This is a genomic window from Bradyrhizobium iriomotense, assembly GCF_030160715.1.
Taxonomy (GTDB): domain Bacteria; phylum Pseudomonadota; class Alphaproteobacteria; order Rhizobiales; family Xanthobacteraceae; genus Bradyrhizobium; species Bradyrhizobium iriomotense.
Genome location: NZ_BSOW01000049.1, coordinates 1 through 20,424, shown reverse-complemented (window position 1 = coordinate 20,424; position 20,424 = coordinate 1). Strand labels below are relative to the sequence as shown.

General features: G+C 64.3%; 12 protein-coding genes. 1 reads left to right on the top strand and 11 read right to left on the bottom strand.

Features of this window, described 5'->3' with window-relative positions; translation table 11 throughout:
• Position 1 precedes the first annotated feature (1 nt).
• The 3 genes from QQL28_RS41205 to QQL28_RS41195 all read right to left on the bottom strand — a co-directional run bounded on the left by QQL28_RS41205 (position 2) and on the right by QQL28_RS41195 (position 7,423).
• Positions 2-2,245 (bottom strand): DUF1522 domain-containing protein, encoded by a 2,244-nt coding sequence (locus QQL28_RS41205; protein WP_284274921.1) that lies wholly within the window; start codon positions 2,243-2,245, stop codon positions 2-4.
• A gap of 323 nt (positions 2,246-2,568) precedes the next feature.
• Positions 2,569-4,812, bottom strand: a complete 2,244-nt coding sequence (locus tag QQL28_RS41200; protein WP_284274919.1) for a DUF1522 domain-containing protein — start codon at positions 4,810-4,812, stop codon at positions 2,569-2,571.
• Between the two features lie 367 nt (positions 4,813-5,179).
• The gene (locus QQL28_RS41195) at positions 5,180-7,423 is read right to left on the bottom strand and encodes a DUF1522 domain-containing protein (protein WP_284274917.1); all 2,244 of its coding nucleotides are present in this window, start codon (positions 7,421-7,423) and stop codon (positions 5,180-5,182) included.
• A gap of 308 nt (positions 7,424-7,731) precedes the next feature.
• Between QQL28_RS41195 and flbT the strand changes: the two genes are divergently transcribed.
• Positions 7,732-8,157 carry a flagellar biosynthesis repressor FlbT gene (flbT, locus tag QQL28_RS41190; protein WP_284274915.1) on the top strand — a complete coding sequence of 142 codons (426 nt, stop codon included), beginning with the start codon at positions 7,732-7,734 and terminating at the stop codon, positions 8,155-8,157.
• Positions 8,158-8,233: 76 nt separating this feature from the next.
• On the opposite strand, the gene QQL28_RS41185 is transcribed toward flbT, so the two are convergent.
• The 8 genes from QQL28_RS41185 to msrB all read right to left on the bottom strand — a co-directional run bounded on the left by QQL28_RS41185 (position 8,234) and on the right by msrB (position 20,218).
• Positions 8,234-9,736: a pyridoxal phosphate-dependent decarboxylase family protein gene (locus tag QQL28_RS41185; protein WP_284274913.1), complete on the bottom strand. Its 1,503-nt coding sequence runs from the start codon at positions 9,734-9,736 to the stop codon at positions 8,234-8,236.
• Positions 9,733-10,983: an ATP-grasp domain-containing protein gene (locus QQL28_RS41180; RefSeq protein WP_284274911.1), complete on the bottom strand. Its 1,251-nt coding sequence runs from the start codon at positions 10,981-10,983 to the stop codon at positions 9,733-9,735. Before QQL28_RS41180 ends, QQL28_RS41185 begins: the two co-directional genes overlap by 4 nt.
• A 1-nt stretch (position 10,984) precedes the next feature.
• The gene (locus tag QQL28_RS41175) at positions 10,985-12,565 is read right to left on the bottom strand and encodes a hypothetical protein (protein WP_284274909.1); all 1,581 of its coding nucleotides are present in this window, start codon (positions 12,563-12,565) and stop codon (positions 10,985-10,987) included.
• Between the two features lie 9 nt (positions 12,566-12,574).
• Positions 12,575-13,357, bottom strand: a complete 783-nt coding sequence (locus tag QQL28_RS41170) for a methylenetetrahydrofolate reductase (protein ID WP_284274908.1) — start codon at positions 13,355-13,357, stop codon at positions 12,575-12,577.
• 71 nt (positions 13,358-13,428) lie between these two features.
• Positions 13,429-15,303 carry a flagellar protein gene (locus QQL28_RS41165; RefSeq protein WP_284274907.1) on the bottom strand — a complete coding sequence of 625 codons (1,875 nt, stop codon included), beginning with the start codon at positions 15,301-15,303 and terminating at the stop codon, positions 13,429-13,431.
• Between the two features lie 20 nt (positions 15,304-15,323).
• On the bottom strand, positions 15,324-17,192 hold the full coding sequence (flgK, locus tag QQL28_RS41160; RefSeq protein WP_284274906.1) for a flagellar hook-associated protein FlgK: 1,869 nt from the start codon (positions 17,190-17,192) through the stop codon (positions 15,324-15,326).
• A gap of 38 nt (positions 17,193-17,230) precedes the next feature.
• On the bottom strand, positions 17,231-19,537 hold the full coding sequence (locus QQL28_RS41155) for a flagellar hook-basal body complex protein (protein WP_284274904.1): 2,307 nt from the start codon (positions 19,535-19,537) through the stop codon (positions 17,231-17,233).
• A 180-nt stretch (positions 19,538-19,717) separates the two neighbouring features.
• A complete protein-coding gene (msrB, locus tag QQL28_RS41150) occupies positions 19,718-20,218 on the bottom strand; it encodes a peptide-methionine (R)-S-oxide reductase MsrB (protein ID WP_284274899.1) in 501 nt (166 codons plus the stop codon).
• Positions 20,219-20,424: the final 206 nt, after the last annotated feature.

The window sequence follows — 20,424 nt, the reverse complement described above, 5'->3', positions numbered from 1 at the left end:
ATTAGCGGAGCAGCTGGAGCACGCTCTGCTGTGACGTGTTGGCCAGCGAGAGCGCGGAGACCGCGATCGACTGACGGGTCGACAGCGCCTGGCTGTTCGCCGCCTCGACGTTGGTGTCGGCCAGGGTCAGGTTGGACGAGCCGGTCTGCAGCACGTTGATCAGGTTCTTGTTGAAGTCCTGACGGATCTGCACGACCGAGAGGTTCGAACCGAGAGCCGAAGCTTCCGAACGTAACGTGCTCGAGGCCGAGTTCAGGTTGGTCAGCACCCTGTTGGTCGCGGCGTTGTCGATGAAGTCGACACCGACGGTCAACGAGGCGAGGCCCAGACCCTTGGAGTTGTAGGTCACGCCGGTGATGTTGAGGCTCGACTTGCCGGTCTCGTCGAACACCAGCTTGAGCTGATCGCCGTTCAACAGGTTCACGCCGTTGAACGAGGAGTCGACCGAGGTCGTGTCGATCTGGTTCAGGATGTTGTTGTACTGCGAGACCAGATTCGCGCGAGCCGACTGGGCAACAACGTCTTGAGTCGGCGTGGAGGCGGTCGTGAACGTCAGCGCAGATGTCAGCGTGCCGCCGATCGCACCGCCAGCGACCGTCGAACCGATCGTCGAGGACGCGTAGTCGTTGGAGGCGGTGATGGTGAGCTGACCGTTGGCGTCGATCGTCGCGGCCAGATTGTTCGCCTGGAGCTGCGAGTTGAGCTGGTCGAGCGTTTTGACCGTGCCGTTGGTGCCGTCGCCGAAGGTGACATTGACCGCCGTGCCGCCGTTGAAGGAGGTGAAGGTCAAGGTCTTGCCGGCGATGCCGCCGACGCCGGAAGTACGGGCAGCCGTGAATGCCGATGCCGTCCCGGTGTTGCCGGCGAGACCGAACACCGACAGGGCATTGCCGGTACCGGTGATCGACAGATCGGCGTTGACGCCGGTCGAGAGCTTGAGCTGGCCGGAGGTGTTGATCGACGAAGGTGTCTGGCCGGATGCGGTCGCGAGCGTACCGCCGCCGCTGCCGTTGAGCGTGAAGGTCTGCACGCCCGTGGCGAAGTCGATTGCTTTCAGCACATCGGAGATCGTGCCGCTTTGCAGATAGACCGTCGAGTTGCCATTGCCGTCGGTGACGACGTTACCGGACACACCCTGGGTGGAGGCGAGCGAAGCCGCAGCCGGCGTCGGCGCGTCCTTGAAGGTGATGACATGGCCGTCAACGTTCAGCGTCGAACCCGACGAGACAAGCGACGACACCGTTGTCGAGCTCGTGGTACGCGCAGCAGTAGCTGTGACATTGCCGGCGCCGGTCGCACTGGTGAGACCGAGGGCCTTCAGAATGTCGGCCTTGCCGGTCACGCTCAGGTCGGAACCGGTCGTGCTTTGCAGCTTCAGCGCGCCGCCGCCGGTGACGGTAGACGCGGTCTGGCCGGCGTTGAGCGTCAGGGTGCCCGCAACGTTGCTCTGCACGCCACTGGCGAGATCGACGGCAGTCAGCACGTCACCGATCGAAGCCTTCGTGGTGGAGCCCAGGTAAACCGTCACGTTGCCGCTGGTGTCGGTGTAGACGTTACCCGTGGTCACGCCGGCAGACGTAGCAACCTGGGTCAGGCCCGTTGGGGTCGTGGTCGGCTGGTCGCCCGCAGCGAATGTGATGGTCTTGCCGTTGACGGTGAGCGTGTCACCCGCAACGACGCCGGCGTTCGCGTCGCCTGCAGCCGCGCCGTTCAGGAGCTTGGCCGCAGTCGTCGCCGCGTTAATCACGGTTCCCGTGTCTGATCCCGAAATGCCGCCCAGTGTGGCGCCAGACGTAGCGGCAGTCACACCACCCGCAGCACCGCTGTACAGCACGTTGCTGTTGGCGACTGCGCTGGCGAAGCTCGTGGTGCCGCGCAGGTCGGCCGCCGTCGCGCCGGCGATCGTGGTCGAAACGCTGGACTTCGAGGAGTAACCGACGGTGGTCTGCAGCGCCTGGTTGGCGATCGACTTGGCGCTATCGATCAGCTTCTGCAGCGAGGTCAAGCCGGTATTGGCGGCCTGCAGCACCTGCACGCCGTTGGCGATGCCATCGAGCAGGTTATTGATGTCGCTGGCGCGATTGTCGAGCGACTGCGCCGTGAAATAGTTGGTGGGATTGTCAAGGGCCGAGTTGACGCTCTTGCCGGTCGACAGACGATTCTGGGTGGTGGCGAGGAGGTCAGCGGTGGACTGGAGAGAGAGCAGGTTCTGACGAACCGACGCAGAGAGAACAATACCGGACATAACTCTTACCCTTCTGGTTTACGCGTCTTCGTTCGATCGCTTCGGATCGAGTGACGCGCACAGCCTGCGCGGACATGGCTAACAAAGGGTGAAACGAGGCTCACTTGCATAAGCGCCAGTTCACCATAAACCGGCGGCGGGCGTTGGCACGCCCAGCAATCAGACTGAAATCGTTGGCAATTCTGCGCGCTTACGCTCCATTAACCATAACCGACGGTTACTTTTCGGAGCCTCATCGAGGGCGCTTCGAACTCGCGTGCCAACAAAAAAGCAGCGGGGCCGAGGCCCCGCCGCCCTATTCTGCTTGTGATGTCTTCCGCTTATTAGCGGAGCAGCTGGAGCACGCTCTGCTGCGACTGGTTGGCCAGCGAGAGCGCGGAGACGGCGATCGACTGGCGGGTCGACAGCGCCTGGCTGTTCGCCGCCTCGACGTTGGTGTCGGCCAGCGTCAGGTTGGACGAGCCGGTCTGCAGCACGTTGATCAGGTTCTTGTTGAAGTCCTGACGAACCTGCACGATCGTCAGGTTCGAACCGAGGGCCGAGGCTTCCGAACGCAGCGTGCTCGACGCGGTGTTCAGGTTCGTCAACACCTTGTTGGTCGCGGCGTTGTCGATGAAGTCGACACCACCCGTCAGCGCGGCGAGGCCCAGACCCTTGGAGTTGTAGGTCACGCCGGTGATGTTCAGGCTCGACTTGCCGGTCTCGTCGAACACCAGCTTGAGCTGGTCGCCGTTCAACAGGTTGACACCGTTGAACGAGGAGTCCTGCGAGGTCGAGTCGATCTGCTGCAGGATGTTGTTGTACTGGTTGACCAGGTTCGCACGAGCCGTCTGTGCGACGTTGTCGGCCACTGGAGTCGACGCCGTCGAGAAGGTCAGAGCGGTCGTCAGCGTGCCGCCGATCGCACCACCTGCGGCCGTGGAGCCAAGCGTCGAGGACGCGTAGTCGTTGGTCGCAGTGATCGTCAGCAGGCCGTTGGCGTCGATCGTCGCAGACAGGTTGTTGGCCTGGAGCTGCGTGTTGAGCTGATCGAGCGTCTTGACCGTGCCGTTGGTGCCGTCGCCGAACGTGACGTTGACCGCCGTGCCGCTATTGAAGGAGGTGAAGGTCAAGGTCTTGCCGTTGATACCGCCGGTGCCGGAGGTACGAGCCGCGGTGAAGGCGGTCGCCGTGCCGGTGTTGCCGGCGAGGCCGAGCGCGGACAGCGCGTTGCCGGTGCCGGTGATCGACAGATCGGCATTGACGCCGGTCGAGATCTTGAGCTGGCCGGAGGCGTTGATCGACGAGTTGGTCTGGCCGGATGCGGTCGCGAGCGTACCGCCGCCGCTGCCGTTGAGCGTGAAGGTCTGCACGCCCGTCGCAAAGTCGACCGCCTTCAGCACGTCGGCGATCGTCGAGCTCTGCAGATAGACCGTCGAGTTGCCGTTGCCGTCGGTGACGACGTTACCGGACACACCCTGGGTTGAGGCGAGCGAAGCTGCAGCCGGCGTCGGGCCATCCTTGAAGGTGATGACATGGCCGTCGACGTTCAGGGTCGAACCCGACGAGATGAACGACGACAGGGTCGTCGAGCTCGTGGTGCGGGTCGCCGAGACCGTCACGTTGCCTGCACCGGTCGCAGCCGTCAGGCCGAGGGCCTTCAGAATGTCGGCCTTGCCGGTCACGCTCAGGTCGGAACCGGTCGTGCTTTGCAGCTTCAGCGCGCCGCCGCCCGTGACGGTAGACGCGGTCTGGCCGGCGTTGAGTGTGAGGGTGCCCGCAACGTTGCTCTGCACGCCACTGGCGAGATCGACGGCGGTCAGCACGTCACCGATCGAAGCCTTCGTGGTAGAGCCCAGGTAAACCGTCACGTTGCCGCTGGTGTCGGTGTAGACGTTACCCGTGGTCACGCCGGCAGACGTAGCAACCTGGGTCAGGCCGGTTGGGGTTGTGGTCGGCTGGTCGCCCGCAGCGAACGTGATGGTCTTGCCGTTGACGGTGAGCGTGTCACCCGCAACGACGCCGGCGTTCGCGTCGCCTGCAGCCGCACCGTTCAGGAGCTTGGCCGCAGTCGTCGCAGCGTTGATGACCGAACCCGTGTCCGATCCCGAAATGCCGCCCAGCGTTGTGCCGCTAGCAGCGGCGGTCACACCGCCCGTAGCACCGCTATAGAGCACGTTACTCAGAGCATCCGCGCTGGTGTAGCTGGTGGTGCCGCGCAGGTCAGACGCCGTCGCACCCGAGATCGTGGTGGAGACGTTGGACTTCGAGGAGTACCCGACGGTCGTCTGGAGCGCCTGGTTGGCGATCGACTTGGCACTGTCGATCAGCTTCTGCAGCGAGGTGATGCCGGTATTGGCGGCTTGCAGCACCTGAACGCCGTTGGCGATGCCATCGAGCAGGTTGTTGATGTCGCTGGCGCGGTTGTCGAGCGACTGCGCCGTGAAGAAGTTGGTGGGGTTGTCCAGAGCCGAGTTGACGCTCTTGCCGGTCGACAGGCGGCTCTGGGTAGTGGCGAGAAGGTCAGCGGTGGACTGGAGGGAGAGCAGGTTCTGACGAACCGATGCCGAAAGAACGATACCGGACATTGGGTGTTACCTTTCTGGTACGCAACGCAACAAACTTCGATCAAGATTAATCGATGGCCGGGACGGTGAACGCAGACGGCTAACAAAGCATGAAGCGCGTCGCTCCAGTCCTCGTGCGGATTCACCATACGAGCGATCGAAGCCAGATCGGCTCCACGCGTATCGCCATGATCGGATGATGCTTTTTTCGTGCAGCGACGGAGCGTTTGCTACTTGTCAACCATAACTCAGAGTGTGCAAATCGCTGCCGGATACATCGTCTTCGCCTCGCTGCAAGACACTGTCGCAATCAAAACGTTGACACAAAAGGAAAGCGGCGGGGCCGAGGCCCCGCCGCTCAATCTTGTGTAGCGATGTCTTCCGCGATTTAGCGGAGCAGCTGGAGCACGCTCTGCTGCGACTGGTTGGCCAGCGACAGCGCGGAGACCGCGATCGACTGGCGGGTCGACAGCGCCTGGCTGTTCGCCGCTTCGACGTTGGTGTCGGCCAAGGTCAGGTTGGACGAGCCGGTCTGCAGCACGTTGATCAGGTTCTTGTTGAAATCCTGACGAACCTGCACGACCGAGAGGTTCGAACCGAGGGTCGACGCTTCCGAACGTAGCGTGCTGGAAGCCGAGTTGAGGCTGGTCAGCACCTTGTTGGTCGCGGCGTTGTCGATGAAGTCCGAACCGCTCGTCAGCGAAGCGAGACCCAGACCCTTGGAGTTGTAGGTCACGCCGGTGATGTTCAGGCTGGACTTGCCAGTCTCGTCGAACACCAGCTTGAGCTGGTCGCCGTTCAACAGGTTGACGCCGTTGAACGAGGAGTCCTGCGAGGTCGAGTCGATCTGGCTCAGGATGTTGTTGTACTGCGAGACCAGATTCGCGCGGGTCGTCTGCGCGACGGTATCGGCCACAGGGGTCGATGCCGTCGAGAACGTCAGCGACGAGGTCAGCGTACCGCCGATCGCACCACCTGCAGCGTTCGAACCGATGGTCGAAGACGCGTAGTCGTTGGTGGTCGAGATCGTCAGCAGGCCGTTGGCGTCGATCGTCGCAGACAGGTTGTTGGCCTGGAGCTGCGTGTTGAGCTGATCGAGCGTCTTGACCGTACCGTTGGTGCCGTCGCCGAAGGTGACGTTGACCGCCGTGCCACCGTTGAAGGAGGTGAAGGTCAAGGTCTTGCCGCTGATGCCGCCGGTGCCGGAAGTACGAGCCGCAGTGAAGGCCGAGGACGTGCCGGTGTTGCCGGCAAGGCCCAGGGACTGCAACGCATTGCCGGTGCCGGTGATCGACAGATCGGCATTGACGCCGGTCGATATCTTGAGCTGGCCGGAGGCGTTGATCGACGAGTTGGTCTGGCCGGATGCGGTCGCGAGCGTACCGCCGCCGCTGCCGTTGAGCGTGAAGGTCTGCACGCCCGTCGCAAAGTCGACCGCCTTCAGCACGTCGGCGATCGTCGAGCTCTGCAGATAGACCGTCGAGTTGCCGTTACCGTCGGTGACGACGTTGCCGGACACACCCTGGGTGGAGGCGAGCGAAGCTGCAGCCGGCGTCGGGCCATCCTTGAAGGTGATGACATGGCCGTCGACGTTCAGGGTCGAACCCGACGAGATGAACGACGACAGGGTCGTCGAGCTCGTGGTGCGGGTCGCGGAGACCGTCACATTGCCGGCACCGGTCGCACTGGTGAGACCCAGGGCCTTCAGGATGTCGGCCTTGCCGGTCACGCTCAGGTCGGAACCGGTCGTGCTTTGCAGCTTCAGCGCGCCGCCGCCCGTGACGGTAGACGCGGTCTGGCCGGCGTTGAGTGTGAGGGTGCCCGCAACGTTGCTCTGCACGCCACTGGCGAGATCGACGGCGGTCAGCACGTCACCGATCGAAGCCTTCGTGGTAGAGCCCAGGTAAACCGTCACGTTGCCGCTGGTGTCGGTGTAGACGTTACCCGTGGTCACGCCGGCAGACGTAGCAACCTGGGTCAGGCCGGCCGGGGTCGTGGTCGGCTGGTCGCCCGCAGCGAACGTGATGGTCTTGCCGTTGACGGTGAGCGTGTCACCCGCGACGACGCCAGCGTTCGCGTCGCCTGCCGCCGCACCGTTCAGGAGCTTGGCCGCAGTCGTCGCCGCGTTGATGACCGAACCCGTGTCGGCGCCCGAAATGCCGCCCAGCGTAGTGCCGCTAGCAGCAGCGGTCGCGCCACCTGCAGCACCGCTATAGAGCACGTTGCTCAGAGCATCCGCGCTAGTGTAGCTGGTGGTGCCGCGCAGGTCAGACGCCGTCGCACCCGAGATCGTGGTGGAGACGTTCGACTTGGTGGAATAACCGACCGTGGTCTGGAGGGCCTGGTTGGCGATCGACTTGGCACTGTCGACCAGCTTCTGCAGCGAGGTGATGCCGGTGTTGGCAGCCTGCAGCACTTGCACACCGTTACCGATGTTGTCGAGCAGGTTGTTGATGTCGCTGGCGCGGTTGTCGAGCGACTGTGCCGTGAAGAAGTTGGTGGGGTTGTCCAGAGCCGAGTTGACGCTCTTGCCGGTGGCCAGACGATTCTGGGTGGTGGCGAGAAGGTCAGCGGTGGACTGGAGGGAGAGCAGGTTCTGACGAACCGATGCGGAGAGAACGATACCGGACATTGCGTGTTACCTTTCTGGTAAGCGTGGCGTCGTGCTGCGATCGCGATTGATCGAGCGACGCCGGACCGTGCGTTCGAGAATCTAACGAAGCATGAAATGAAACCGTCGCTTTCGCTGAGTCGGCGACGGAAACGGGCTATCCGTCCGATCGCAGCCCGATTCGAGGCGGCCTCTTACATGTTGATTTCATTGAATTATTCAGCGCGACCGGCCGGTCTTTACAACTCGTTAACTATTGTTGAGGGAGTATTGCGCCCTGATCCGCCGCAACACACGCTCGGTTACGAAAGCGTTGATGGAGAACAGGCATGGCCCTCAAGGTCGAGCTCAGGCCGCACGAACGCATCATTGTCGGTAACTGCGTGATAACCAACACCGACCAGCGCGCCCGCCTTTTGATCGACGGCGAGAACGTGCCGATCCTGCGCGAGCGCGACATCCTCACGCCAGAGACCGCCAACACGCCGGCCAGGCTCGTCTATCTGGCGGTGCAGCTGATGTACATCTCGCCGGACCCTCAGAGCCAGCACGGCACCTACTTCAACCTGGTGCGCGACATCGTCACGGCGGTGCCGAGCGCCTGGCCGATCATCGAGGGCATCAACAACAACATCATGAGCGGCGACCTCTATCGCGCGCTCAAGGACGCCCGCAAGCTCATCGCCTATGAGGACAAGCTGCGCGAGCAGTTCGAAGCCACGCATCCCAAGACCGACGTCAGCACGGCAGCCTAGACTACTCGCAGATCCAAAAACGAAACCGCCCCGGACCTGATCCGGGGCGGTTTCGTTTTCAGGCGCTCTCGAGGGACTACTGCGCCGCGAGCGGCGGTGCGTCGATCTCGATCAGGCCATCGCCCGATCGTCGCGCGCCGAAATCCAGCACGGCGGCGACCAGCGCATCGATATCGGTCACATCCGTGCGGTGATTGACGATCGCCGCGCGGATCGCAAACTTGCCGTCCAGCGTCGTACTCGAGGGCGCGGCGATGCCGGATTCCTGGATATCGGCAACGATCTCGCGATTGACCTCGTCATCGGCGCGATAGCGGAAGCAGACGATGTTGAGATTGACCGGCGCCATGAGTTCGAGTCGAGGCTCGGCGACGATCCGCGCCTCAAGATATTCGGCGAGCGCGCAGGTGCGCGCGATCATGGCGCCCAGCCTGTCGGTGCCGAAGGTCTTCAGCGTGAACCAGGTTTTGAGCGCACGGAAGCCGCGCGACAGATCGGGACTGAAATCACACGGCCAGTGCGAACCCGCAGCCAGCCCCCTCGCTTCGCGCCGCAGATAGGCCGCAGGCTGCGCAAAGGCCTGCCGATGCTTCTCGCCGTCGCGAACCATCAGGAAGCCGGCGTCATAGGGCACCTGCCCCCATTTGTGGAAATCGAGCGCGATGGAATCCGCAAGCTCGATGCCGGCAAGGCGCGGCGCCAGTTCAGGCGAAAGGATCGCCAGCGCACCGAACGCGCCGTCGACGTGGAACCAGATTCCCTCTTCACGGCACAATGCGGCGAGATCGGCGAGATCATCGATGGCGCCGATGTCGACGGTGCCGGCCGAGGCAACGACAAGGAACGGCCTGAAGCCGACCTCGCGATCGACGGCGATCTGCGCGCGCAGCCCGGCAATGTCGATGCGATGCTCGGCATCGACATCGATCTGTCGCAGCGCATCAGTGCCGAGCCCCGCGATGTCCATCGCCTTCGCGATGCAGCCATGCGCCGCCTTCGACGTGTAGGCGGTGAGCAGCGCGCCGTCATTGCCGATGCCGTGCTGACGCACCAGCATGCCCAGCGCGCTCGTGCGCGCCACCAATACCGCCATCAGGTTCGCCATCGACGTCCCCGTGACGAAGATGCCGCTGGCGCCCTGCGGGAAGCCGAACAGTTCGCGCATCCATGCGGTGATCTGCCGCTCGACCTCGATCGGCATGTGGTCGCGGCCGCCGAGATTGGCGTTGAGCCCGGCCGCCAGCATCTCCGCGAGCATGCCGACCGCGGTACCGCCGCCATGCACCCAACCCATGAAACCGGGATGGACGTTACCGGTCGCGTAAGGCGCGATCACATCGGAGAACTCACGATAGACCTCGCCGAGATCGGTCTCAGCGCGCGGCACATCCGCCTTCAATTGCGCGCGAACGCTGTCCGGCGCAGGCTGCCACACTGCCCGCTCGCGCACATTGGCAATCGAGTCGATCGTCTCGTCCAGCATGCGGTGAGCGAGTGCGCGAAACGCGTTCCAATCCTGCGGATCGAGCGAGCTGTTCGCGAGTGCGCTCTGCATGCTATCCAGGACAATCTCCTTCATGCTACGCTCCGGTCCACCTTCGCATGTCGCGACAGCATCGTCGTGAACGCGGCAAAGATCTTGCGCATCTGCGGCTGCTTGTACGGAAACACGTCCGGCGAATCCATGTTGTGCACCACCGCCGTATTGTCAGCTTCGAAGATCAGAAGCTCGCCGCATCTGTTCTCGGCGCAGTCGATGGTGAAATAGTCCAGCCCCACGCGCGCGATCATCTCGTCGAGCGCGGCGCGATGACGGCTTGCGAAGGCAGCATCGAAGTCGCGCATGAAGACGGCTTCCTCCGCGCGCTTCTCTTCGCTGAAGGCCATGTAGGCGTTGAGATACCAGATGTCCCAGCGATCTGCGATCGCCATGTGACAGGCGTACGGCCTGCCGTCGACGATGGCGAGACGATATTTGCGGAACAGTCCGTCGGCGCTGGAATAGTCGACGAAGCGCGCGACGAAGAAGTCCTGCTCCTGCCGCGCGGCCAGATAATCCGCAAGCGCCGCGGCACCGTCGACCTTTGCCAGTCCCACGCCGGCATGAGTGCCGCGCGGCCGCACGATCATCGGGAAGTGCAATTCGCTCGTGATGTCCTCGCACCGGATCCGCGCCTGCGACAGATCCGACAATTGCGCGCGCGTCGCACAGACCGTCGCGGGGATGTCGAGGCCTGCCGTGCCGGCGAGCAGGCGATGCAGCTTGTCGCGATCGAGATTGGCGATGCGGTCGGGGTGGTTGAGCAGCGGCCGTGGCCAGCGCGATGCGACATCGTCGATCGCCGCGAGCGCCTCGCGACATTCCTCGGAATCGGATGCGACGACGATGGCGACGTCGTGATCCGGCAACGGCTCCGGCAGGCCGACGCCCTTGACGACGTAGAGCGTCAACAGCTCGATGTCCGAGCTCTCGAGCAGGAATTCGATCGGGGTGTTGCCACCCATGTCGATGGCGGCAGCAAGCGCGAGCACGCGCAGCGCAGGCTTTGCAACGGCGCAAGGCGAGCGAAACAATTGATGGAAGGCGAGCACCTCGGCTTGGATTGCAAGACCCGCCTCCTTGTCGCCGAGAAGCTGCGCGATCAGCGACAGGTCGAGCCCCTCGCCGGCCTGAGCCGTGCCGTTGGCGATCTTGCCGACGAGCTGATCGCGGAGCGGCCGCAGATCGACGCCGACGAACGCCTGGTGTGTCAACCGCGCAAAGCCGATGCGATCGGCGACTTGCGGCGCGCTCAAGCCGAGCGGATGCGAAACTTCGGACTGCATGTCATGCTCCGGATGCAGATGCCGCACCGTTCGGGCGGCCAAGCAGCAGCTCGATCTTCACCAGCACGTGGGCGATGCGGTCGAGAACGTGCTGAAGATTTTTTTGCGCTTGCACCGCGTCCGCCGACCAGGCGCCGGTCACGAGCTGCGCGCCGATGCAGAGCCGCAGCGCCGCGGTTTGCGCGCCGTCCGGCCGCTCCAGCCGCACCGGCTGGCCGACGAGACAACGCTGCGCGGCCACCTGCCGGTCCGCGGCACTGCCGACGACGTCGTCGTTCAGGTCGCGCGCAAGCGCACGATAGACCGCGTTGGTGTCGGCGATCGACACCGGCCGGCCGCCGCGCAGAAGCATGACGGGAAAAATCGTATCGTGGATGAACTCCTCGTCGTCCACGCTACTCCGCTGCGAGGCCGACGGGATCGCGCCAAGCGACGGCGTCAAGGCGATCATGTCGTCGATGCCGGCCCTCAGCTCGCCGAGCGCCTTGGCGCGGAAGGCACCGGGCAGCGCGTAGTAGGCCGCGATCTCGGCCAGCGCCGCCTCCCAGCGCAGCCACTGACCGAAATTCGGCCGGCGCTCGAAACATGATCGCAAGCCGTTCCAGCCCTTCGGCCAGTCGAAGCGGCTGGCGTAGTCGAGGAAGCCCGGCGCAATCTCGTTCAAGCGATCGAGCGTGCGCGCAAAACCCTTGGGCACCAGCAGCGCGCCGCTGAAGGCCGGCCCGCCGAAGAATTTCGAGCCGGTGACCAGCACCATGTAGCCGCGGTCGAGGTAGAAGCGCAGCCGCCGCCGCCCCAGGCGCATCTGGCAGGCATCGACCGCAACCTGTACCTTGCCCGGCCACCGCTTCGCGATCTCGTCGAGACAGGCTTCGCTCGGCGCACGCCAGCCGAGCTTCGAGGAGTCCATGACCTGAAGCAGCACGGGCGCGCCTTGCGCGACCACCGTCTCGATTGCGCGAAGCACCGCGGAGTCGGCGTCCGCCTCAGCCATCAGTGGCAGCGCGATACTGTCGCCGCCAAGACCTGCGATCGGACTGTCCTTGCGGACCGATACACCGCTCGCCGTCACCGAGCTGAAATGGCGCCCGCGCGCAGTGAACGCCGTTCCGCTTCCCGTCTGCTCGGAGCCGACGACGATGGTGACCGGCGGCGCGCCGAGCACGGCACGCGCCAGGAACAGCGCGTGAAGCTGCGCATCGGTGCCGGAGGGCGAGAACACGACATCCACCCGCGGCGAGAGCTGGAGATGGGTGCGCAGTTCGTCGCGCATGTCCTCGAGGCGGGCGTCGAAGGCGACCTCCACCTCGTCGAACAGCGATTTGTGCACGAGCTCCTCGCGCGCAAGCGCGGCGCGCTCATAGGCCGCTTGCGAGATCGAGGACGCGGTCGAGGATGCGAAATTCCAGATCTCGGGCGTCGGCTGCGGCGCGCAAGCGTAGGCGTTGAGGCCGTCGCGCGGATCGAGCGCCAGGCGCTGGTCGCCACCGGAGGCCAGCAGCGTCTCCAGTGGCGTGAAGAGGTCGCGCAGCCCGTATCGCGGGCCGTCCTCAGCTCGCAGGCGGGGTACGCCGACGCTCATCCGGAAAGCTCACGCAGCGTCTGCCGCGGCGGCAGGTGCCGGCGCGAATTGCGAGGCGATGTCGCCGTGGAACACCGACGGCCCGACGTGGTCGAGCGAGCTCTGAATGTCGGCCCAGATCTCGCCACCGATATCGGTCCAGCGCTTGCAGAATGCGAAGTCTTCGGAAAGATAGGTGCCGGTTGTCGGGTCAATCATGCATTCGAACAGCGCGAAGCGGTTCTGGCTCGCGGCCAGCGTGTCGTGCGAATGCTCGCGGAAGAACTGCAAGCCCGCGTAATTCGGATGCCGGCACATCGCTTCCAGCACGTGACGGCGGATCATCAGGAAGCCGGTGCCCGCGTAACGCACGCGGGTAAATCCGTTGACGACGACGATGCGGTCGGGATCCTCGATCTCGAGCACGTAGTCCAGCGAGGCCGCCGGCACGTCGACCCGACCGGCCTGGATCGCCCGCCTGGCCTTGTCCCAGTTGACGCGCTTGATCGGATAGCACCCGGCGACGACGTCGGCCCCGCATTCGATCAGCCGGAACACCTGTTCGGGCGCAAAGCCGATGTCGGCGTCCACGAACAGGAAATGCGTCGCCTTGGGATCGTCGAGGAACATCGCGACCAGATTGGCCCGCGCTCGGGTAATCAGCGCATCGCCGTCGCGCAGGAGCACCTTGAGCTCGAGATTGGACATGCCGTGCACCGTGCGCTGGAGCGCGAAGATCGAGCTCGCATAGATGCTCGACACCTGCCCGCCGAAGCACGGCGTTGCCACCACAAGCTGCATCCGATCCGACATCAATGGCCCCGCGCGCCCCAAATCCTCACCAAGAGGTAAACAGGCATGGTTAATGGAGCCTTAACGCTCCCTTACAGGAACTTGACGAGCGAGAGCTGCGCCAGGTTCGCCGTGGTTTGGTAGGACGCCTGGAGCGCGTTCTGAAGCGCCAGGATCTCGCTCGCGACCTGGTCGGGAGAAGCCGACTCGGCCTGGTCGATGATGGTCTGAAGCTGCGCCTTGGCCTGGGTCTGGCGCGTGGTGGCGTCCTTCATCGTGTTCTGGGCCATCGCGATATCGGTCTGGATATCCTCGATACGCTGCTGCCCGGGCTGCTCGGTCAGCGCCTGCGCAACCCGCTGGCTCAGGGCGGACACCTGCCCCCCCGAATATTGCCCGGTCGGCGACGTCGAGAAGGTGCCGAACACCGCGGTCGCCTGCATCTGCCGGCGGATCGCATCCTCATCGGCCTGCGCGCCATATTGAACGGTCACGGCATCATCGACGCGCGCGACCGCGGTGGAGCGTGCCGAGCCGGGCCCGTCATTGCCGGTGTACCATTTGATCGTGTTGGCCGAGCCGTTCACCAGCGTCGTCGCCGAACTCGCCGGCGAAGAGCCGACGCGCAACGGCGGCTGCGCGGCCGTGACCGGGGTCGAGCCAAACCCCAACGCGCCCAGCGCCGCCGTGTTCGAGCTCGTGATGTTCAGGCTCGCCGCATCGTCAGTGTTGATCGTGATCACCCCGCCATGGACGGTCGACGGCTTCGAGGTGCCGGTGATGGAGTCGATCTTGCCGAGCAGGGTCTGGATGCTGTCGGTGATGTTGAGCTGGTTGCCGGTCGCACCGGAACTGACGAAGGTCAGCGTGGTGCCGTTGACGGTGATGGTGTCGCCGGCGGCAAAGCTGGTCCCGATCGAGTCCGAAGGCGCGGTACCGGACAACAGCGTCGCACCGGTGACCGGCGCCGGCGTCGCCAGCTGGTTGTTGACGGGCGTCCCGATCGCCGAGCTCGCGGTATTGAAGAAATTATCGCCGGCCGTCATGGCGGACGCCGCCACCAGCGAGGTGTTGGCAAGCTTCTTGATCGCAGTATTCAGCGCGGTGTTGAGGTTGGCGGCGGTGTTGTTCGGCGTGGTCGGGTCGATCGCGAAGCTGCCCAGCGGCGTCGGCGTCGCGCTGGAGGCGGTCAGGTCGATCTGCTCGGTGGTGCCGTCCGGCAGCGTGAACTGGACGCTCAGCTTGTCGCCATTGTTCGGATTGTTGCCGTTGAGATCGACCGAGAAGGACACCGGCGATCCGCTCGGCCCCGTCACGGTGGCGCCGGTCAGCGTCGAGGAGACCGCGGCGATCTTCAGCCCGAACGGCGATCCTGCAACGTCCTCGGCCACCTGCACCGAGCTCGCCGTCGGCTGCGTCTGCACCAGCCGGCCCATGCCGTTGGCGCCGAGATCGGCCGCCTGGCGCTCGGCCATGACGGTCTTGAAGCCCGCCTGCGTCGTCGTGCCGTTGATGATGTCGTCGGCGTTGGCAACGGACTGCGTGTTGAAGGCAGTCCCGGAGAACAGATAGCGGTTGCCCGACTGGGTGTTCAGAACGCCGACCATCGAGCCGAACTGCGCGGCAGCGGTATTCTGCGCGATCGTCTGGCCGTTGACGTTGAGATCCTGCGCCGTGCTGGCGGCGCCCGTCTGCACCGTGTTGCGGATGGTCGACAGCGACTGCAGCGCGGTATTGGCGAGGTTGATGCTGACGTTGACGTTGGTGATCGTGTCGGTATAGGCGGCGATGTTCGAAAGCTGCGCGCGCGAGGCGATCGCAAAGCCTTCGTTGGTGCCCATGCCCGAATAGTTCTGCGACAGCTTGCCGGTGGAGAGCTGCGTCGACAGGTCGGTGAGCTGCTGATTGATGTTGCGGATCTGCGCGCCGAGAACCGACGACGAGTAGTTGATGCTGGCGATCGACATCTTTCAGAGCCCTACACTGGTTACGTTTGAGCCTGGATCAACGTGTTCATCATGCTTTGCACGACCGACATCACATGGGCGTTGGCGGCATAGGCATTCTGGAGCTGGATCAGGTTCGACATCTCCGAGTCGAGGTTGACGCTGGATGTCGAGTTGAACTTTGCCTGGAGCGTCGAGACCACGACGCTCTGGCCCTGCTGCAAGGCCGTCGCCTGGGTCGAGGCGTTGCTCTGGATGCTCAGAAACTGCTGCAGATAGCTCGAAACCGTGCCGCTGAACGGCTGACTCGATGAGCCCAGCCCCGTCGTCGGCGAATATGAGAACACCGAACTGGTGAGCTGCGTGTAGAGGAAGTCCGAGCGCGTGGTATCGCCCGCGGGCGTCACCGGCGAGGTGTTGTAGATCGATAGCTTGCTCGGGTCGGTCACCACCGCCGCGTTCACCCCGATGCGCCCGGCAAGTCCGGTCATCTGCGACCCCGACGAGGTGATCGCGCCGGTGTAGAGCGCGCTGCTGCCATCGGTGAACAACGGCAGTTGCGCATTGCCCGACTGGAGCGTGGAGATCGTCTTGGTCACCGAGGCAGAGTTGACTGAGGCCGCGTTGATGCCGTCGTCCGTGACCCGCAACGTTGTCCCGCTGCCTGCGAACGACAGATGCGTACCGGCGAGCGCCGTATTGAGCGTGGACAGGATCGAACCCATGGGCTGGGAGAAGTCGACACCGACCTTCAGCGGGTTGGCGTTGGTGGCGTTCTGGAGCGGCAGCGCCGCCGGATCCGTCACGTTGATGATCGTGATCTGGCGCTGGGTGTTGGTCGCGGTATCGGTATAAGTCAGGTTGACCGAATTGCCCGGCGCGGCATTGGAAATGTCGACCGTGAAGCCGGACGGCGGGCCCGCGACGGCCGTGCCGGCCGTGGTCTTGTCGGACGTCGCGCTTGCCATCGTCGCGGCCAGCTGGTCGACCTGGGTCTGCGCCTGCACCAGCGTCTGGTCGCGCAGCTTGAGGTCGGCCGCGATCTGTCCCGACGACACCACGTTGTTGGCGACGACGTCGATCGACGAGCCGTTCGGCAGCGAGATGTTGAACGCGCCGACGCCGGACTTGGCCGGATTGCTGTCGTAGAGCGAGTTCGCCGTCAGCGCGCCCGCGGACGCGTAGCTGAACTTCGAGGCCAGCCCCGCGCCGACGAGCTGGATGCCGGTGTTGGTGTAGACGTTGGCCTGGTTGGAACCGTCGGTGACGACGCGGACGTCGACATATTTCGACAGCGTATTGATGGCCTGGTCGCGCTGATCCATCAGCGTCGCCGCTGACGGATCGCTTGAGCTCAGGCCTTGCAGCTTGGTATTGATGTCGGCAATCTGCTGCATCGACGCGTTGGCCTGCTGCGCCGAGGTGCCGAGATCCTGCTCGACATTGCTGCGCAGCGACTGGATGCCCTTGGTCGTGAGGTTGAGCTGCTGTGCCAGCGACTGCGCAGCGGCGACCGCCACTGTCTGCGCCGACGACGCGCCCGCGCTCGTCGACAAAGCCTGCAACGAGCTCGTGAAATCGTTCAGCGCGGTTTCGAGCGTGCCGCTGCCGCCGGGGTTGCCGTAGACATTCTGAAGCTGCTTCAGGATGTTGGCCATCTGGTCGGCGTAACCGCCGCCACCGGTTTCGGTGCGGAGCTGGCCCTGCACGTAGGTGTCGAGGTCGCGGCTGACGCCGGTGGTCGTCACCGTCGAGCCGAATGCGCCGGTGGTGACCTCGATCTGGTTCGGCGATTGGGCGACGTAACCCGGCGTCTGCGAATTGGCGACGTTGGAGGAGACGATCGAAAGCGCGGCCTGGTTGGCACGCAGGCCGCTCATTGCGCTGGCGAGGGATGAACTCAAACCCATGTTACTGCCCGCCTCTGGTTACGCTGCGTCGGCGCTGATCAGCGCAACACGTTCAGGAGATCCTGCACCATCGAGTTCGCCGTCGTGATGACCTTGGTGTTGGCCGAATAGGCCTGCTGGGTCACGATCAGCTTGGTGAACTCGTCGGCGATGTCGGTGTTCGACCCCTCGAGCGACGAGCCGCTGATGGTGCCGGAGGCGCCAGCGATCGCCGGGCCCGACTGGTCGGTGACGGCATAGGCGCCGCCATCGAGCGCCTTCAGGTAGTTGGTGCCGTTGAAGTGCGACAGCGTCACCGAGGCGAGGTCGAGGTTCTGGCCGTTGGAGAAGGTGCCGACCACGAGACCGTTGTTGTTGACGGCGACCGAGCGAAGCTGGCCGGCGGCATAACCGTTTTGGGTGATGGTGTTGATGGTCACCGCGCCGCTCGTGCTCGCATATTGCGTGAGCCCGCCCGAGGAGATGTTGAAGGCGACCGACCCAAGCGACTGGCCGCTGACGGACACGTTGCTGATGGTGATGCCCGAGCCGCTCGGCGAGGTGAGCGAGCCGTCGCTGGCAAAGGTGAAGGTCTGACCGGTATTGACCCAGCCGACCGTCGTGCCGGTCGCGTTCGGGTCGGTCTGATAGAACAGGTTCCAGCTGTCGGTATGTCCGGTGCCAAGAGACGCACTGTCGGTCTTGGCCCAGCGCAATTGCAGGTTCACCGGCGTGCCGGCCGCGTTGTAGGCAGTCACCGCGCCACCGCTGATCGATTCCTTGGTGAAGGTGGCGATATCATTCCCGATCACGGTGCCCGTGCCGGCGGTGCCGCCGCCGTCGCGGTTCTTGCTGATCGATGACGTGAAACCAAGTGCAGCGAAGGCTGCGCTGGCGGTGGAGGAGCCTCCCACAGAAAGCGTGAGGTCTTTGGCGGTGCCGGTGTTCAGCGTGATCACGCCGGAGGAGCTGATCGAGGAGCCGGTCGCGCCGCTGAGCCCATCGATCTTGCTGAGCAGAGTTGTGATGTTGTCAGTGATGTTGATCTGGTTTGCCCCGCTGGCGCCCGAAGTGACAAAAGTCAGCGTCTGGCCCGCGGTCGTGCCGTCGACATAAATGACGTCGCCGGCCTGGAACCCCGTTGAGATGACTTCCGCGCCGCCCGCCGTGGCGGCGCCGCTCAAAACCGTCGAGCCGGTGATCGCAGGCGTCGACAGCACGTTGCCGCCGCGCGTCACAGTGCTGAGACCGAGCGCCGTGGCCGCCGCGCCGCTCGTGACCGCCACGTCGGCGGAGGTGCCGGTCGCGATCTGGATATTGCCGCTGGCGGTCAGCGTCACGTTGGCAGCGGGGACGCCGGCAGCCGTCGCGATCGCATTCAGGATATCAGACACCTTCGCCGCGCTGCCCGAGGCCAATCCGATCGTGGTGTTGTTACTGGCCGTCGTGACGGTGGTGACCGTGGGGTCGAAGGTGATCGTGTGGGCTCCGAGGGAGCCGGTGATGGTCAGGGTCGTACCGGTCGTACCGTTGGCGAGCGCGTTGAGAATGCTCGTGGCGAGATGAGGTGTCGCAGAAGGATCGAGCGAAGTGGTCGTGGCCGCAGCCGCCGATGCGCTGTCCTGCAAGGCGACCGAGCCCGTCCCGGTCGTCGAGGTATAGGCCGAGCGCAGATTGCCGGTGGCAGCCGCGCCGGAGACCGTTGCATTGGTGTAGGGCGCGGGCGGTGTGCCAATCGCCAGGGGATTTGCGGCGTAATCCGACGGATTCAGTCCGCCTGCGGCCAGCAGCGTACCACTGGCCGCAGTCGAACTCGCCACCGTGTTCGGCTGGGTCGGCAGGTTCGCCGCGTACTGGATCGAGGTCGTCGCCTGCGCCGGGACGAAATTGTTCTGGAATTGCAGCACCGTCGGCACGCTGCCGGTCGGGTTGCCGGTCTTCGGGTCGACCGTAACGCCCATCAAATAGTAGCCGGCGCCGTTGACGAGGTTGCCGTTGGCATTGACCTGGAAGTCGCCGCGACGCGTGTAATACGTGACGCCGTCGAATACCGGCACGTTGTCGACGACGCCGCTCGCCTTCTGCACCGAGAAGAATCCGTCACCGGTGATCGCCATGTTGGTGGCGACGCTGGAGGCCGAGATCGTGCCCTGGGTGGTGATGGTTGCCTGCGCATGCGCGGTGACGCCGCCGGCGACCTGCTTGCTCGGCACGGAGGCGTCGGGAATGAGGTCCTCGAAGCTGGTTCCGATGCCCTTGTAACCGGTGGTGGAGGAGTTCGCGATATTGCCCGAAATGTTCTGAAGCGCGTAGGACTGCGCCTGCAGGCCACCCACCGAGGTGTTCATTGCATCGAAGATACCCATAACTTTGTCTCCAAAATCGATCTCGGCGGCCGGCCGACCCGTGGCCGCAATCGAACGGAGACGTCGCAAGGCCTATGCCAATGCGGGTATTTCAATGAAATCAGATATTTAAATAGACATGCCCCGGCCGTGAGACCGGGGCACAATTGCCGGGCAGGCAACAATTGCCGGGCACACCCCTTACGTCGCGGACGCCGCCGCGGGGTGGAACACGAGCCCAAAACCGTCGATGCAGTAGCGCAATCCGGTCGGCTTTGGACCGTCGTCGAAGACGTGGCCGAGATGGCCGCCGCAGCGGCGGCAATGCACCTCGGTGCGGACCATGCCGTAGGTCCGGTCCTCGGTCTTGCCGACATTGCCCTCAATCGGCTGGTAGAAGCTCGGCCAGCCGGTGCCGCTCTCGAACTTGGTGTCGGAAGCAAACAGCGGCAGGTCGCAGCCGGCGCAGGCGAAGATGCCCTTGCGATGTTCCTTCAGAAGCGGACTCGAGCCGGGCCGCTCGGTGCCGTGGTTGCGCAAAATCTCGTACTGCTGAGGCGTGAGCTGGGCGCGCCACTCGGCCTCCGTCTTCTCGATCTCGAATTTCTCCGCGGCGTTGGCCGGGGTCGCTCTCAGCCAGCGGAACGCCATCAGGCCGAACAGGCCGGCGACGGACGTCAACAGGATGCGGCGGTCAAACATCTCTTTCTCCGTGCGAGGGGACTTTTCACCTGTCCACGCGCTGAGATACGGGGTTCAACGCGCGACGTTACACCGTCAGGCGGAGTTTTTTCTCAAATTATTGAGAGACGCCCTGCTCCTGCGACACGGGTTCCTGGGCATGAGGCACTGATTCCGGCGGCGGCGCCGGCCGAACCGGGCGCACCGCGCCGGGCGGCGCGCGCCGC